Raw genomic sequence first — 17,510 nt, 5'->3', positions numbered from 1 at the left:
TCGCTCGTCACCTTGACCGTCACGATGTCCGCCTGCGGGTTCGGGGTCAATGGTGGCGTGGTACAGGTCAAACATTCCGGATCCGGATCCTCGGTCGGGGTGGTCACCACCACCGCGTTCACCAGTTCGTCCATGAAATCCGATGGCGTCTGAACCGTCAGGATGTAAGTCACCACCGCGCCGTTCGGCAGGGTTGTTATGGTTTCATTTATATTCCCTGTGCCGCTAGCATTCGGAAGGGTCACCGTACCGCTCGTCACGCTAGCGGTCCAGCCCGTGATGGTCGTTCCGGCAGGGGCCGTGTCCACGACGTTCACGTCCTGCGCATCGCTCGGGCCGTTGTTGGTCATCGTGATGGTATATNCACTATACCGGTGGTCACGCTCGCGCTCCAGCCGGTGATGGTCGTGCCAACCGGTGCGGTGTCCACGACGTTCACGTCCTGTGCATCGCTCGGACCGTTGTTGGTAACCGTAATGGTATATTCAACACTTTCTCCGGGGGTATAGGTGGTTTTGCCCGCGTCGCTCGTCACTTTGACCGTCACGATGTCCGCCTGCGGGTTCGGGGTCAATGGTGGCGTGGTACAGGTCAGGCATTCCGGATCCGGGTCCTCGGTCGGTGTCGTTACCACCACCGCGTTCACCAGCTCGTCCATGAAGTCGGACGGCGTCTGAACCGTCAGGATGTAAGTCGCCACAGCGCCGTTAGGCAGGGTTGTTATGGTTTCATTGATATCGCCCGTGCCGCTTGTATTCGGTAGGGTACCCGTCGTTACGCTTGCGGTCCAGTTTGTTATGGTTGTACCAGCCGGTGCGGTGTCCATGACGTTCACGTCCTGCGCATCACTCGGACCGTTGTTGGTCACCGTGATGGTATACTCCACCGACTCGCCCGGAACGAATTCCGTCTTGCCCGCTTCGCTCGTCACCTTCACCGTCACGATGTCCGCCTGCGGATCGGGGGTCAATGGTGGCGTGGTACAGGTCAGGCATTCCGGATCTGGATCCTCGGTCGGGGTCGTTACCACCACCGCGTTCACCAGCTCGTCCATGAAGTCCGACGGCGTCTGAACCGTCAGGATGTAAGTCACCACCGCACCGTTCGGAAGCGTCGGTATCGTTTCATTGATATCGCCTGTACCGTTCATATTAGGCAGGGCCACTATACCGGTGGTCACGCTCGCGGTCCAGCCGGTGATGGTCGTGCCAACCGGTGCGGTGTCCACGACGTTCACGTCCTGTGCATCGCTCGGACCATTATTGGTAACCGTAATGGTATATTCAACACTTTCACCCGGAACGAATTCCGTCTTGCCCGCGTCGCTCGTCACTTTGACCGTCACGATGTCAGCTTGTGGATCGGGGGTCAATGGCGGCGTGGTACAGGTCAAACATTCCGGATCCGGATCCTCGGTCGGTGTGGTCACCACCACCGCGTTCACCAGCTCGTCCATGAAGTCGGACGGCGTCTGAACCGTCAGGATGTAAGTCACCACAGCGCCGTTCGGAAGTGTTGCTATCGTTTCATTGATATCGCCCGTACCGCTTGTATTCGGTAGGGTCACCGTACCCGTTGTTACGCTCGCGGTCCAGCCGGTGATGGTCGTGCCAACCGGTGCGGTGTCCACGACGTTCACGTCCTGTGCATCGCTCGGACCGTTGTTGGTCACCGTGATGGTGTATTCAACACTTTCACCCGGAACGAATTCCGTCTTGCCCGCTTCGCTCGTCACTTTGACCGTCACGATGTCCGCCTGTGGATCGGGGGTCAATGGTGGTGTCGTACAGGTCAGGCATTCCGGATCCGGATCCTCGGTCGGTGTGGTCACCACCACCGCGTTCACCAGCTCGTCCATGAAGTCGGACGGGGTCTGAACCGTCAGGATGTAAGTCACCACAGCACCGTTAGGAAGTGTATTTATTGTTTCGTTGATGTCTCCTGTGCCGCTAGTGTTCGGAAGGGTCACCGTGCCCGTTGTCACACTAGCGGTCCAGCCGGTGATGGTCGTTCCCACAGGGGCCGTGTCCACGACGTTCACGTCCTGCGCATCGCTCGGGCCGTTGTTGGTCACCGTGATCGTGTACTCGACCGACTCGCCGGGCACGTATTCCGTCTTGCCCGCGTCGCTCGTCACTTTGACCGTCACGATGTCCGCCTGCGGATCGGGGGTCAATGGTGGCGTGGTACAGGTCAAACATTCCGGATCCGGATCCTCGGTCGGTGTGGTCACCTGAACCGCGTTCACCAGCTCGTCCACGAAGTCCGATGGCGTCTGCACCGTCAGGATGTAAGTCACCACAACGCCGTTCGGAAGCGTCGGTATCGTTTCATTGATATCGCCCGTGCCGCTAGCATTCGGAAGGGTCACCGTACCCGTTGTTACGCTCGCGGTCCAGCCGGTGATGGTCGTGCCCGCAGGGGCCGTGTCCACGACGTTCACGTCCTGTGCATCGCTCGGACCGTTGTTTGTAACGGTGATGGTGTATTCAACGCTTTCTCCGGGGGTATAGGTGGTTTGACCCGCTTCGCTCGTCACCTTCACCGTCACGATGTCCGCCTGTGGATCGGGGGTCAATGGTGGCGTGGTACAGGTCAGGCATTCCGGATCTGGATCCTCGGTCGGGGTCGTTACCACCACCGCGTTCACCAGCTCGTCCATGAAGTCCGACGGCGTCTGAACCGTCAGGATGTAAGTCACCACCGCGCCGTTCGGAAGCGTCGGTATCGTTTCATTGATATCGCCTGTACCGTTCATATTAGGCAGGGCCACTATACCGGTGGTCACGCTCGCGCTCCAGCCGGTGATGGTCGTGCCAACCGGTGCGGTGTCCACGACGTTCACGTCCTGTGCATCGCTCGGACCGTTGTTGGTAACCGTAATGGTATATTCAACACTTTCTCCGGGGGTATAGGTGGTTTTGCCCGCGTCGCTCGTCACTTTGACCGTCACGATGTCCGCCTGCGGGTTCGGGGTCAATGGTGGCGTGGTACAGGTCAGGCATTCCGGATCCGGGTCCTCGGTCGGTGTCGTTACCACCACCGCGTTCACCAGCTCGTCCATGAAGTCCGACGGCGTCTGAACCGTCAGGATGTAAGTCACCACCGCACCGTTCGGAAGCGTCGGTATCGTTTCATTGATATCGCCCGTGCCAGTTGTGTTCGGCAAGGTCACCGTGCCCGTTGTCACACTAGCGGTCCAGCCGGTGATGGTCGTTCCCACAGGGGCCGTGTCCACGACGTTCACGTCCTGCGCATCGCTCGGGCCGTTGTTCGTAACCGTGATCGTATACTCAACCGCCTCACCCGGCACGTATTCCGTCTTGCCCGCTTCGCTCGTCACTTTCACCGTCACGATGTCAGCTTGTGATGTATAATTCAGCAGTACATGGTCAATGGCAACGCATTCCCCATTGGTCACTGTCCATTGTAGCACAACTTCTGTATTGGGATCCAATGTAATCGTGGCATTGGGATCATCAACATCGCTAATATCAACCGAAGGTGTTCCGTCTACTACACTCCATGCGCCAGCTCCGACTGTCGATACCGTTGCACCCAGCGTAAATGTGCCACTGTTGTATTGTATCTGGTCATCCCCAGCGGCAGCTGTTGGCATTTCGTAAATTGATACTTCAAAACTCTCTTCATCAGAACAACTTGCCGTCAATTCTGGGATATATTGATAGTCGACCGAAAAATCAGTGATCGTCCAATTCTTAGCAGCGATATGATGAGTTTCTACAACAATAACAACACTGATATTACCGGCTACTAAATCAGCAATAGGTACTACACCCGTTATGTCCAAATCAACTGAACCCCCTACAGGCGTAGCCAGTAATTGCGTCGTACTTATTTCTGTTTTCGTAGCATTATTAACAATAGACATCCGACCGGAGTACCCTCGACCAGCATCGGGTCCGTCGTTTGTAATCCTAACCTTCGGATTAATCCGAACGGCAGATCCGAAACATTCTGGAGAACCTGTAAAGACAATATCTCCCACGATCGTCTTATAGGTTTGATCATTGATAATCGGGTCGGCAGCGTTATATGTGATTTGTGTCGCCGTACCTTCCCAAAATGCCGGATTGTAATCATTCGTCAAATAATGACTAGCAAAAAGGATAGTCTCTAAGTCGGATTGCGTCACTTTTGTGCTTCCGACAGCCGAAAGAGATCCGGCACAATTGAATTCACCTGCTATCTGATCATAGATGTACAGCATGGTCGTCCCAAAGGTATTGATCACATCACCTGGTTCCAACCGGTCACCTCCACCATCTGGTGCTGTATAGTAGGCTTCATTGCCTGAAAGATTCATACCCTGAATTTCCGGCAGGACATATTCCTCGCAAGCCTCTTGGTCTTCCACCGGATCGAGGTGTGGCGCCTGCTGGATCATCAAGGTCACGGCAGTTCTAGTTAAGCTAGGGCATGTTCCATTGCTTGCTTCGGCATAATACGTCACCACACCGATGGCATTCAGTGACGGGTCGGTCACTATATTCCCTCCGGCAGGTGCGTCGTACCATGTGAGCGTCTCACCAGCTTCGACCGTAGCAGTGGCCGTCAGCGTTTGCACAGGGTTGTCTGCACAGATAATTTGATCTTCACCACTGATTGGCGCTGCAGGAACAAGCGGTGCCTCGTTAATGGTTACCATTACAGGTTCACTATCGCATCCGGCATCACTTATAATTATTTCATAGTCACCTGGTTCAAGGTCACTGAACGAGTTGAGACCAGAAAAGATCGTACCACCATCAATCGAGTAACTAGCCCCGGTGTACCGCGGTATTACAATGGTACCTGTCGCAACTTCACAATCGGGTTGGATAATTTGTGGCGTTGGCACTTGAGGTAATTCCTCAATGGTTACTTCTGTTGAGAGGCTTATGCAATTCGTCACGATATTTCTAGTGGTAATCTCATAATCACCGGGTGCAACAGCACCAAATAAGGGACTTGCCTGATAGGTAATATTATCAATTGAATATTCGAAATCAGCACCTAAAGGCGAAGTAATCTCGATGCTACCTTGTCCATTCTCACAAAACGGCTGGCCTACGCGCAATTCCGGTTGACCGATCAGTTGCACTTCAACCGACGCGACAGTGCTACAACCGGTTACCGGGTCGGTGCCTTGAATATAATAGGTGCCCGAAACTCCTATTGCTGCTGGATTGCTGAGCGGCGTAGTAGCCTCCGCATCCGTGAAGTAGGCAAATGTTAAGCCTGCGTCACTTCCTGCGGTCACATCGTCTGCGGTTATATCCACCGTACCGGGTAAACAAACCGCGGCAGGATCCGTAATAACGAGTACAGGTGGTTCGTTAATCGTCAATTCAAACGATTTTTCGTCAAAACAGTTTTCCGCTATTTCCGGTAAAAATGAATACGAAGATTCGAAATTGGATAAGGTCCAGCTCTTCTGCCCTGCGTGATAGGTTTCAACGACTATCATGAAACTGATGTTTCCGGCTAGCACTTCCGCTACCGGTACGACACCTTCCACATGCCCCGGGAAGGTGACCCCTACCGCTGGACTCAATGGGAATCCGCTCTGAAAAAGACGGGTATTCGTTGCCGTATTGATAATGGCGAAATAGCCGATACCGCCTACGCCAGGATTGGGACCGGTATTTACTAGAGAAAGATCAGCCGAAATGGCGACATCCGTTCCGAAGCAGCTGTCCGTATCGGCGATGGTTACTTTGCCAATGATTGTCGGATAGCTTTGTCCGTCCACTATGGGATCCGCGGCGCTGTAGTTAATGTTTTGCGGGCCCGCTCCGCTCCAGAATGCCGGATCCACGGCACCGGTGTGTCGGTACACCGTATTCTGATTGGCGAGTTGCGCAAAATCATTGACGTCCGTATATTCCGTATTAGGCACTACGCCTAAACTTCCGGCGCAGTTCGTCACGGCCCCGCTCTCGTCGTATACATAAAGCGTCGCGGTACCGATATCATCGAAGGCATCGCCTGGAAGGTATTTTGTTCCTCCACCATTTGGTTCCGTATAATAAGCTTCATTTCCGGATAAGCCTGTTCCTGTAATCTCAGGCAGGGTATACTGCTCGCATGAAGCCACATCTTCCACTTCATCTAACATCGGCGACGCCGTGATGCTTAGCGTTACCGCAGTCCTGCTCGCACTGGTACAAATACCGTTATCTGCTGCTGCGAAATAGGTAACCGTTCCAACTGCATCCAGACTCGGATCTGCCACTACATTTCCGTCTACTGGCGCGTCATACCAAATGAGTTGAATCCCATCCGGAACGACAGCGGTAGCGGTCAGTTTATCTGCAAGATCTGAAATACAGGCTTGTTGATTTCCACCATTCGTTGGAGCCGCTGGCACTTCATTAATGGTCAGCTCAAAGCTTTGCTCATCAGCGCAAGCCTCCGTAGTTTCCGGCAGAAACTGATAACCGGCGCTAAAACCAGACAATAACCAGTTTTTAATCGTTACATGATAAGTTTCCACGGCAATCATGATGGCGATATCGCCAGCGAGCACATCCGCTGCGGAAACCACACCGGACACGGTAGGTGTGATGGTTCCATTCACTGGGAAATTAGTGGTCAAATTCGTCAGATACAACACCGTATTGGTGCTTTTATTGATAATCGCCAACATTCCAGCATATCCTGCCCCGTTCCCAGGCCCTTGATTGGTAACCGTCACTTGCGCCTGTATATTGACCTCCGTTCCAAAGCAATCGTCTGTATTGCCTATGGATACATCCCCAATGATACCCAAGTATGTCTGAACGCCCCCACTCGGTGTACTACTGTATAACATCTGTTGATTCGCTGTTCCTTGCCAGAAAGCAGGATTAACAGCACCGGGATATTGGAAGTGCGTGTTATTGTTAAATAAACTATCAATTACATACGCTGTATTTGGGCCAACCGTTAAATTCCCTTCACAGTTTTCAACAGCTTCGCTTTGATCATAAATATATAATGTTGAAGTACCTGTAGTTGTTACTACTTCACCGGGAAGATATTTAGTACCCCCACCGTTAGCTTCTGTATAATACGCTTCATTTCCACTCAGGTGTTCTCCTTGTATTATGGGAAGCTCATAAGGTCCACAGTTCACCACAGCATCTAGAGCTTCCAGTATGGGTGAAGCCGTTATACTTAATGTTACCGCTGTTCTGCTTTGACTGATGCAAACACCATCATCTGTCGCTGCATAATAGGTAATTGTACCAGCTGTATCCAAACTAGGATCAGTTACTACATTTCCACCTGTTGGTGCATCATACCAAATGAGTTGTTGCCCATCAGGAACGGTAGCCGTGGCCGTAAGCATCTGATCAACATCTGCCAAGCAAGCCTGCAGGTTTCCTCCACTTACAGGTGCTGGAAGATCGCAAGGGTTTAGGCAAAACGTGGTAGGATCATTGTTTTCTGGTGTTTCCGGATTGTCACTATGAACCGTTATCCCTCCTACCTTGATCGTTGCTTGGTTGGTATAACAGGTTCCATACGTTGCATTATCCGCAACTTTGAGGGATACCCTAAACCTAAGCGGTTCACCATTACTAGCGGGGGCGGGCGGCACTGTAATTCCAGAAATGCTTAACGTATTTCCAGCAATGCTCACTGTTCCTCCACCTGGAATGGCTGGATCGACCGTATTGGGCACCCAGCTCAGATCGGTTGAAGTCAAGATGTCTTCAAAATCATAGGTCATGGGCAGCATCTGACTATTGTAAATGCTAAACTCAAATTCTACTGTGTCACCAGGTTTCAACCCTTCCGTAGGCATCATCACCTGTTTCTCCAGCCGTGTGGGGAAACAAGCGGTGGCATCAAAACCTGGATAGGCCGTTACGGCCATAACGTTAACAAAGGCTCCATTTGCAGGATTATAACGATATAATCGTTGCCCCCCATTAGCAGCGGTACCTCCATTGGCATAAAAATATACCCTACCCAACACATCGTTCCATGCTCCACCAGCTCCAACAGCGGGAACTGTACCGGAAGTGACTGTTACAACTTGCTGATTACCATTGTTCGGATTGGTGCGAATAAGCACATTTCCTGCAAGGCCATATAACATACCGTCGTAAGGAGAAAATGCCAAGTCGGCAGACACATGATTGCCACTCAGTTTTATAGTGGTATAGGTCATGGTAGTTAAATCTACCGTAACCAGGTACCTGTTTGTAGCAACATTAGTGGTGACCATGCCGTAAAACTTATTGTCAAGCCCCACCACACCTGGTGCTAAATTAACAATACCCCCATTTGCGTTGACGGCCGCATTCGTTGTCCAACTGGGTAATCCGGGTGCTTGCCCGGGAACCGGGATAGGCGCCCCTAACCGCCTTACAGTGCCTTCCGCATCAAATTGCACGATATCACCAGCATTTAAGGAAGGTCCAGTTCCTGCGGCGGCGTATCCATAAATCAGATTATCCTCAAAATTAAAGCCGATTCCATTATACTGATCGGCTATCGATGGTGTAAGCGTAGCGTGTACCGTATTCGGGTTATTGGCAGCTACAATGGAGAGGATTGATGGTACTGTTCCGCCAGGCGTACTTACAAAATAAGCCGAACCATTACAGTCAAAAGGAATTGGGCAAGTGCTTCCCAAGGTTATGCCTGCCGACAGCGGTGTAGAACAACCACTTGCCAAAACAGCGCTGACGGTAAATACACCCATTTGACCAGTAGTAGGCTGGTAGCTTACTCCATTCGCACCGGGGAGTAATTCGCCATCCATAAACCATTGATAGCTCGCCCAATCCGGATCAGGATTGGTGACTTCTAAAACTGCATTTGGAATGCAAGTTGTCGATGGATCTTGAAAACCGATCACAGGGGGATTATATACCATCTTAAACCCATCAAAAACCAAATACGATCTACCAGCAGGGCCAGAATAAGCCACCATATAAATTCGATCATAGATTTCCGTGGAAGTAAAACTAAAGCTATACTCTTTCCAAGTAGGATTACTAGCTGAAATTGCATTATCAATCATTGGCGAATCACCCAATGGATGGGCCGTGGTAAAATCGGCTTCTCCTGGCATCACCCCATAAAATTTAAAATAGCCGGGAGCGGTAAATGGATTATTCACCAAATACCCGGCAGAAAATGTAAAGGTATATGTCCCCGCAGGTAATGGAGCGATCAGGGTATTCTGGAAATCTTCAGCTGGTTGATTCGCAAGTCCACCATGCATTCCGCCCCATGCGACCCCATCCGAACCCGCTGGTAGATTCGTGCTGGCAAGCCAGCTTGCGGCAGGTCTAGGTGAAACACATCCTGCTGCTGGATCATTCACCATCAATTGCCCTCCGGTTTGATTAGGAGCGGGTTGGCTGGTTTTCCAAAAGTTTACATAAGCTATTGTCCCAAAAACACTTAATGCCGGACATTGCGTATAATTTTCCAAACTACCATTCGCAAAGTAATTGACGTAAGGATTACAGGCCGGATCTTCACAATCCGTTAAACCATTTCCATCATCATCAATGCCATTGTCGCAAATTTCTACGTCTACCTGCGCTTTTGCGCTTTGGGGAACAAGCGAACCCATCAATAGCATGATGAGCGCTATACAGCTATAATTAAATGCGATGAAGTGCCGCGTAAAGGTTTTTTTCATGGTGTCCCAGTTAATTTTTCATAGTCCATAGGGTCAGATGTTTATACTTGAGTCAAGCATAACATGATTAGATAGATTCCCCCTAATAACAATTATCTCAAAGGTATCTTTAATTCAAGGTCTTTGTCAATCGTTTAATTTTGAGATGGTTATAGAATTTTTATGATGATGCCATCATAAATTTACTACGGTATATCATTATTTTACTATGACATGAACTTAATGAACAGGAATAAACATGGAAATGACCCCTAATCTTTATACTTTCGTCATGCATTTACCATTATCAACACATCTACCATGATAACGAACCCGGCTTCTGCAAGCCATTATTTGACCTATCTCTTATTATATTTCACAACCGGAAAGTCTATCTGTTGGTCACTTTCCGTCACGGTAAGTTTTTTATCCCTTATTCCCTTCTTTTCCATCGCCAATCCGACTGATTATGTGATTTATCAGTACACGGATGAACATGGTTTACCCCAAAATAGCATCAAAGGGATCGCAACCGACAACCTCGGGTTTACCTGGCTAATCACTGAAAAAGGTGTCGTGCGTTACGATGGGCATGGCCAATTCAAACTAACCGATAGCTTGTCTGCTCAATTGGTTGCCGAGCGCATGGTTAGCTTGCATGCAGACGGGTTACCCGGCGCCTTATGGGCACGCACCACCAGCGGGCAGTCGATATACCTCCATAATGGTAAGGCCCTCGTTGCCAGTAAGGCCGATGAGAACTCGCTCTCATTGCCATCCCATGGCCATCCATCGATTCATTTTGCCACCGGATTACCCAACCGTTACCGCATTCCTTTACCGGAATGTTTCATTTTAGGTGATGTCAACGGTGCAAGATTCATTATCGGAGAGGACACCATCCAATACGAGAATAGGCACCGGATCGTTGCCGCTTACCCCCTTCCCCATTCCATGCATAATCCTTGGTTTTTCGTAATCATGAACCAAAATCTTTATTATATCCCGGAGCTAAACAATGTGGTTTGCATGACTCCAAAGGGAACAAGCCATCAAGTACACATCACGGGGGAGCTATTAGCGGAACCCCCTTCATCCAATTTTCAGATCTACTGGAATAATGCTACCTATGAACTTTTCATCTATTGCAACAAGAATTTTTATACCCTTCGAGCTGATCGGGATGGCAACTTAAACAGCACCCGTATCCTGAGTGAGTTCAGTTTTGAGGAAAACCGCATCACGATTGCGCACTACGATGCACTCAATCAACAACTGCTATTGGGGAGTGATTCCAAAGGTTTGTTTGTCATCAAGCGCAAACGTTTCCATACCGTGTACGCCAAGGAAAATTCGCCCAATGAGATTTATTATTTACAGACCCTTCTGAAAGATGGTTCAATCTTGGCTGATAAGGGAAAACGGTTTGACCAGCATAAGAAGTACCATGCGGTACCCGCATTGGCCAAAACCAACACCCAATACGCCCGTCTCCATGGCCCGGATGGCAATCTTTTGGTGCTGACGGAAGACAGCCTGTTTACACTTACCCCCATGGGAGAGCGGCGTATCCGACAACGCGCCACTCCCAAACCCTGTAAGGTACTCTACCAAAGCGATGGGCAGCATACTTGGCTAGGCAGCGTTGACGGATCTTTGTTAACATGGGATCAACAAACTGATTCCTTTAGCGCCGTAGTTAATTTGGGACACCAGATTACCTGGATTGAACAATCAGGCAAAGAACACTTTTGGATAGGTACCTACCAAGGGCTCTATCGTTTCCATATTCCCTCCAAGAAGGTCACCTCCATACCTGCATTGGCACAAAGGCATATCCGTTGTCTCTATCCTGACCAAGAGCACCGTTCAAGGCTTTGGATCTCTACGGAGCAGCAAGGGCTGTTTCTCTATGAAGATACGACCCTTACCGCATTGCCTTTGGATAAAGCAGGGTATTTAGGGGCTGCCCATTGTATGTTGGAAGATTCCCTTGGCTATTTCTGGATCAGCACCAATAAGGGACTATTTCAGGTAAATAAACAACAGTTGTTGGATTATCGAGCCAACCCTAATCACACGCCTTATTATTTCCACTACGATAAACGCGATGGCTTTGCCACCAATGAGTTCAATGGGGGATGCCAACCCTGTGCTGTCAAGCTATCCAATGGCTATTTTTCTTTTCCGTCCCTAGACGGCTTGGTATGGTTTAACCCGTTGAAAATACACCCTGAATTACCCCAAGGCCCCGTCCTCATCGATGCGATCAATTTAGATGGGCTAGAAATCCCTGCCCGAGACAGCTTATCATTACCCCAACGCTTTTCGCGTTTGAACCTCTCCGTATCGACACCTTATTACGGACAGAAAAAAAATCTATACATCGAATACTCGATTGCTGGCACAACGGAAGACGAGCTCAATTGGCTACCGTTAAATCCGACCGATCATACCATATCCATCAATAAATTATCATCTGGATGGCATACGGTAACTGTCAGAATGCGCAACGGATTGAGCCTTAAAGATTATGTTTATGGGGCGATGTCCTTGTATGTTAATCCTTATTTTTACGAAACTACTTGGTTCATAATTCTCGTTGTCTTTGGATTGGGGATGCTGGGATGGGCCATTACTTGGCTGCGGACACGCTTCATTGTGAAACAGAATATCATCCTAAGCCACAGGGTTGCGCTCCACACGGAAAAGCTTAAACAACAGCATGAACTCCAGCAGCGGCTTTCGGCATCCATTGTCCACGATGTCAAAGCGCCGCTTAATTACGTCGTCATGGCGCTTCAGGGGATTCATCAACGGGCGAATGGTATGTTATCCCATGAAATCAAGCTGGTATACGATGCAACGAAGCAGATTTTCCGGTATTCAAGCAACCTCTCCAAGCTGGCCAAAATCATGCTGACCAAAAATAGGCTAAGGTTCTGCGTCATATCACTATATGATGTCGGCCAGAAACAGGTAGACATCTTCGAGCCCATTGCGGCTTCGGTCGGAACATGTATCCATAACGAAATCCCAACGGGGATGGTTATTCATTCTCATGAAGGGGTACTATCCATCATCATTCATAATTTATTGGATAATGCCACAAAATTCACCAAAAAAGGAGAAATCCACTTATATGCTGGGGAGACAACTCATCATATTCGCTTTATCAAAATAGCGGATACGGGAATTGGGATGCGTGCCAGCGAACTTGAATTTTATAACAGTCCGACGAAAAATGTGACGGATGACCCCCACCTGGAAAACGGGGGCTTAGGGTTGGTATTGGTAAAAGACATGGTGAAATTAATCCACGGAGAACTAGTAATCCGAAGCGCCATTGGCCAAGGCACGATAATCACCATTACGTTTCCCGATCATTATACATCTTAAACGTATCAATCAGTTCCGCTAAATTGCGCACGGCTAACTTCTTAAAAATATGGTTTTTAAATGTCCCGATGGTCGATACATGCAAGGTCATTTCATTGGCAATCTCACTGATCCCCTTACCCTGTATTAATGATTGACATACTTCAATTTCCCTATCGGTCAATTCGCCGAGGGGATTCACAGCAAATTTGCCCCCTACTAACCGATGTTGAAGCAGGTAATCCCTTATGCTAGCGCTTATGTATTTGCTTCCTTTGAAAACGGTATTCAGGGCTTCCTTAAAATCCTCATCCTTTCCACTCTTCTGTAAATAGCCGTCCGCCCCCGCATCCAAATAACGTAGTGCGTACAACATTTCATCATATGCCGAGAATATCAGTATACGGGTCTTCGGTTGTTTGTTCTTGATATTCTTGACCATTTGGAAGTTGTTTCCTCCGGGAATATTAATATCCAATACAACCAAATCAATTGGGACTTCGCCTAGCAAAGCAATTAATTCTGTCATGTCTTCCGCATAGGAAATCCTCGTACCGGGCATCCAATCCAGTATCATGTATTTCAGTCCTACACGTACGGCCCCATGATCGTCAGCAATGGTAACATGTGATGGCATATCATAAATAAAATAAAAATAACCACAGAAACGTCGCGTCAATTGGTCATTCGGTTCAAGTAAAGTAGACCTAAGTAAATGTATTTAATTAGTGTCTGTCTATAATGTCCGTCAACTGCGTTACGCTTGCTCGAAAAATGCTCATCACGCCTCAGCGGGACTGCGCTTTTTCTCACTACACAGGCCTTGTTGACGAACATACTAGCCTAGACACTGACTTTGTGGACAGAATCTAATTAACCCTCAACAAATCCTTCAATCCCACAAAAACAACAGTCATTCAGTTTAAATAGTATTCAAATATACATTTAATTGTTTTACCATGATATTTTTTTGGGGAAAAAAATATATCCTTAGATTTTAGCGGCTGTGTTGGGCTGGTGCGAGCCGACCGCGAAGCAGCTCCGAAGGAACTATTTCTATCAGCCCCTCTGCCCCGTACTACCATGTAATCGCACAGAAAATCGTAATTTCGTTTCTTTGCAATTAAATTCGAAACCATGATGGATATCACCACGTTTAAATTATCCCTACGAGATAGCGCGCTCCCGCCCACCAACCTTTCCATACAGCTCGAATCGCTGTGGTATGATGCCAGGGGCGACTGGCATAAAGCCCACGATTTGGTCAACGATTTGGAAGATAAACAGTCGGCCTATGTGCATGCATACCTGCACCGCAAGGAGGGCGACCTGTGGAATGCCGACTATTGGTATCGCCGGGCGGGGCAGCAGCGACCGGATAACACCTTGGAGGAAGAATGGGAAGAGTTGGTACGGATAGCGTTCGAAAGATAGCACACTGACGACACTGATCAGGCTGGCTGTCGTACGCAACTATAACCGAATCCTAACAATTCCTTATATTAAAACTAGAAAAGAACTGTATAACTACTCCAGTAAGATTAGTAATTATCCTTTTTGTAACGTTATTCTATCGTCTTTTTATCGTATAAAAGACGATGAAAAGACGATGAAATTGTATAACAATCTATAGTTTATATTATATTAATTCACTTTCTGTGTAAAGAAGTATCAAAAACGTATAGGGAAAGGGCACGAAAGCTATACGGTGGGTCCATGCTCGGAATGGCGGTTTTCAGGGATTATGTAAACTCGGCAAAACCTGTATTTTTGACCAACTTAGCAAGCGACATAAAGTATGAACACCCTATTGATCTTTTTACTGTACTTGGCTACGCTCACCAGCGTAAAGGCGGAGCAGCCGACAAAGCGATACGTCTGGAACAAATCAGGCATACCCGTATATGCATCTTCGCAGATGGGCAAAGCAACAGACACATTGAGATATGGCTTCGCAATCGAAGATTTGGAAGAAATATCCATCCTGGAGGAAACCATCCTGTTTTCCGCGCCCCCACAAGAAACTGCCGGTACTGTAGCCTGTCTGCCCTATTCCCACCTGTCGAAATGGTACCGCATCCGCTATGAAGGCGGTGCAGGTTACATAAAGGACACCTATCTCATGGCTATCCCACCGCCTATGGATTACGGGGCGTATATTCCCATATATGAATACCTTGCGCAACTTGCAGACATCCTCAGTGAAGCGCATCAAGGCCAAACCGAGGAATCCTGTGAGCACGATACCTATACATTTTCAAACGGTGCCTATTATTGCTTTACAGACTTGGGGCCCTGTGAGTCTTGCGGCGAAAGCATCGCTGAGACCTATCTCCCAGGACTCGATGCGCACCAGGGCTTTCTTTTTATGATGGTCGTCCATAATATCCCAATGGACAACAACGAGCCATCGGAGGATCCCTACCATTCGGGAATGGTCTACTTTTACCCTCAAGCGGATGGCAGCCTGAAATTTTTAACGGATTATAATGAATACACCATTACCGAGCGGGATGGCGGCATCTTGATTTTCGACCATATGGTCATGTAAACCGAGGCTTTCGGATGAATGTATATGCCGTAATTAATTAAATGTTTTGAATAATTTAGTGGTATCCATTTCACTTGACCAGTTTCTTATACTTGAAGCGTTGGGGGCCTATGTCGCCGAGACGCTTTTTGCGGTTTTCCTCATATTCGGTATAATTGCCTTCAAAATAGTACACCTGCGAATTGCCTTCGAAAGCAAGGATATGGGTACAGATGCGGTCGAGGAACCATCGGTCATGCGAAATAACCACTGCACACCCGCCGAAATTTTCCAGTCCTTCTTCCAATGCTCTAAGGGTATTCACATCGATATCGTTTGTTGGCTCATCAAGTAAGAGTACGTTTGCGCCCTTTTTCAGGGTGATGGCCAAGTGTACACGGTTGCGTTCCCCTCCGGAGAGCACGCCCACTTTTTTCTGTTGGTCCGCACCGTTGAAATTGAATTTGGACACATAAGCTCGGGAGTTGATCGGCCTGCTACCCAATTGGATATGCTCATGCCCTCCTGTGATGTTTTCCCATACCGTATTGCCAGGGTCGAGGTCGTCATGCATCTGATCCACATACCCCAATGCTACGGTCTCACCTACGCGGAAGGTGCCATTATCAGGGATTTCCTGCCCAGTGATGAGCCTGAAGAGCGTTGTTTTCCCTGCGCCATTGGGTCCGATGATGCCCACGATGCCCGCTGGTGGCAATGAAAAGCTGAGATCTTCAAACAGTACCCTGTCTCCATAAGCCTTGCTTACCGCTTGGGCCTCAATGACCACATTGCCCAATCGAGGCCCAGGTGGAATGAACAATTCCAATTTGTCTTCCCGTTCCTTGGTTTCTTCCGAGGCCAGCTTTTCATAATTATGCAGGCGAGCCTTGGATTTGGCATGGCGGGCTTTGGGAGCCATGCGTACCCATTCCAGCTCGCGTTCCAGCGTCTTCTGCCGCTTGCTTTCGGTTTTTTCTTCCTGAGCAAGGCGTTTTGCTTTCTGGTCAAGCCATGAAGAATAATTCCCTTTCCATGGAATACCTTCGCCCCTATCCAGTTCCAATATCCATCCTGCTACATTATCCAGAAAATAGCGATCGTGCGTCACAGCGATGACCGTGCCTTGGTATTGTTGAAGGTGCTGTTCAAGCCAGTCGATGGATTCGGCATCCAGGTGGTTCGTCGGTTCATCGAGCAATAATACAGCTGGTTCTTGCAGCAATAGCCGACATAATGCCACTCGCCTGCGCTCGCCTCCTGACAATGTGGCCACTTTACGTTCCGGCTCGGGGCAACGCAGCGCATCCATGGCCCTTTCTAGTTTACTATCAATTTCCCAAGCACCCGTAGCGTCTATTTTATCTTGCAATTCGCCTTGCCTTGCAAGCAACCGATCCATTTCATCAGCATTCTCATATACCTCGGGCAAGCCGAATTTCTCATTGATTTCTTCATATTCTTTGAGGATGGCGGTTGTTTCGGCTACCCCCTCTTCTACCACCTCCAGCACGGTTTTATCAAGATTCAATTCAGGTTCTTGGGCCAGGTAGCCGACGGAGTAGCCTGGGGCAAACACCACTTCCCCTTGATAGGATTTATCCAATCCGGCAATGATTCGCAGTAGTGAAGACTTGCCCGAACCATTAAGCCCGATGACACCTATTTTGGCCCCATAAAAAAAAGAGAGGTAAATGTTCTTCAGCACTTGTTTCTGCGGTGGGTAAATTTTACTTACCCCAGCCATGGAGAATATGATTTTTTCGTCTGCCATCTTGTGATTTTTGAAGGAATTGCAAACTTAGATAAAGTTGTCTTCATCTGCAACTTTCTCCTTGCCAGCCGCCAAAAACGGCAAGTATCCACTGCGTGCCATAAAAACATAAGAAGTGAAAACCGTTATCACCGCTGCAGCATAGTCAGAATGATGTAATAATAGTTTAACCTAAACTGACAAAATGTTATATTTGT

Annotated in this window: 7 protein-coding genes; 3 read left to right on the top strand and 4 right to left on the bottom strand. The window is 48.6% G+C overall.

Annotation, left to right across the window (positions count from 1 at the left end):
- A partial coding sequence (locus NF543_RS12970) for a DUF11 domain-containing protein (RefSeq protein WP_257957487.1) occupies positions 1-350 on the bottom strand: 350 nt, incomplete at its 3' end.
- Positions 347-7,720: an Ig-like domain-containing protein gene (locus NF543_RS12965; RefSeq protein ID WP_444511712.1), complete on the bottom strand. Its 7,374-nt coding sequence runs from the start codon at positions 7,718-7,720 to the stop codon at positions 347-349. The genes NF543_RS12965 and NF543_RS12970, both read right to left, overlap by 4 nt.
- Positions 7,721-9,952: 2,232 nt before the next feature.
- On the opposite strand from NF543_RS12965, the gene NF543_RS12960 reads away from it, so the two are divergent.
- Positions 9,953-13,030: a sensor histidine kinase gene (locus tag NF543_RS12960; RefSeq protein WP_257668559.1), complete on the top strand. Its 3,078-nt coding sequence runs from the start codon at positions 9,953-9,955 to the stop codon at positions 13,028-13,030.
- Here the strand turns inward: NF543_RS12960 and NF543_RS12955 are convergent.
- Positions 13,002-13,646, bottom strand: a complete 645-nt coding sequence (locus NF543_RS12955) for a response regulator transcription factor (RefSeq protein WP_257668558.1) — start codon at positions 13,644-13,646, stop codon at positions 13,002-13,004. The genes NF543_RS12960 and NF543_RS12955 overlap by 29 nt on opposite strands.
- 500 nt (positions 13,647-14,146) lie before the next feature.
- Here NF543_RS12955 and NF543_RS12950 point away from each other — a divergent pair, with 500 nt between their 5' ends.
- The gene (locus NF543_RS12950) at positions 14,147-14,443 is read left to right on the top strand and encodes a hypothetical protein (RefSeq protein WP_257668557.1); all 297 of its coding nucleotides are present in this window, start codon (positions 14,147-14,149) and stop codon (positions 14,441-14,443) included.
- Positions 14,444-14,807: 364 nt separating this feature from the next.
- Positions 14,808-15,560, top strand: a complete 753-nt coding sequence (locus tag NF543_RS12945; protein WP_257668556.1) for a hypothetical protein — start codon at positions 14,808-14,810, stop codon at positions 15,558-15,560.
- Positions 15,561-15,630: 70 nt separating this feature from the next.
- Here NF543_RS12945 and ettA read toward each other — a convergent pair whose 3' ends face one another.
- Complete coding sequence (ettA, locus tag NF543_RS12940) at positions 15,631-17,313, bottom strand: energy-dependent translational throttle protein EttA (RefSeq protein WP_257668555.1); 1,683 nt, start codon at positions 17,311-17,313, stop codon at positions 15,631-15,633.
- Positions 17,314-17,510 lie beyond the last annotated feature (197 nt).

Source organism: Parapedobacter tibetensis (assembly GCF_024704835.1).
Classification (GTDB): Bacteria; Bacteroidota; Bacteroidia; order Sphingobacteriales; family Sphingobacteriaceae; genus Parapedobacter; species Parapedobacter tibetensis.
Note: the sequence above shows the minus strand (reverse complement) of the source record. Positions and strands in the feature narration are given on the sequence as shown.

Coding starts and splice junctions, on each gene's coding strand:
- NF543_RS12960 (WP_257668559.1), top strand. CDS start 9,953: ATGATAACGAACCCGGCTTCTGCAAGCCATTATTTGACCTATCTCTTA.
- NF543_RS12955 (WP_257668558.1), bottom strand. CDS start 13,646: ATGCCATCACATGTTACCATTGCTGACGATCATGGGGCCGTACGTGTA.
- NF543_RS12945 (WP_257668556.1), top strand. CDS start 14,808: ATGAACACCCTATTGATCTTTTTACTGTACTTGGCTACGCTCACCAGC.
- NF543_RS12950 (WP_257668557.1), top strand. CDS start 14,147: ATGATGGATATCACCACGTTTAAATTATCCCTACGAGATAGCGCGCTC.
- ettA (WP_257668555.1), bottom strand. CDS start 17,313: ATGGCAGACGAAAAAATCATATTCTCCATGGCTGGGGTAAGTAAAATT.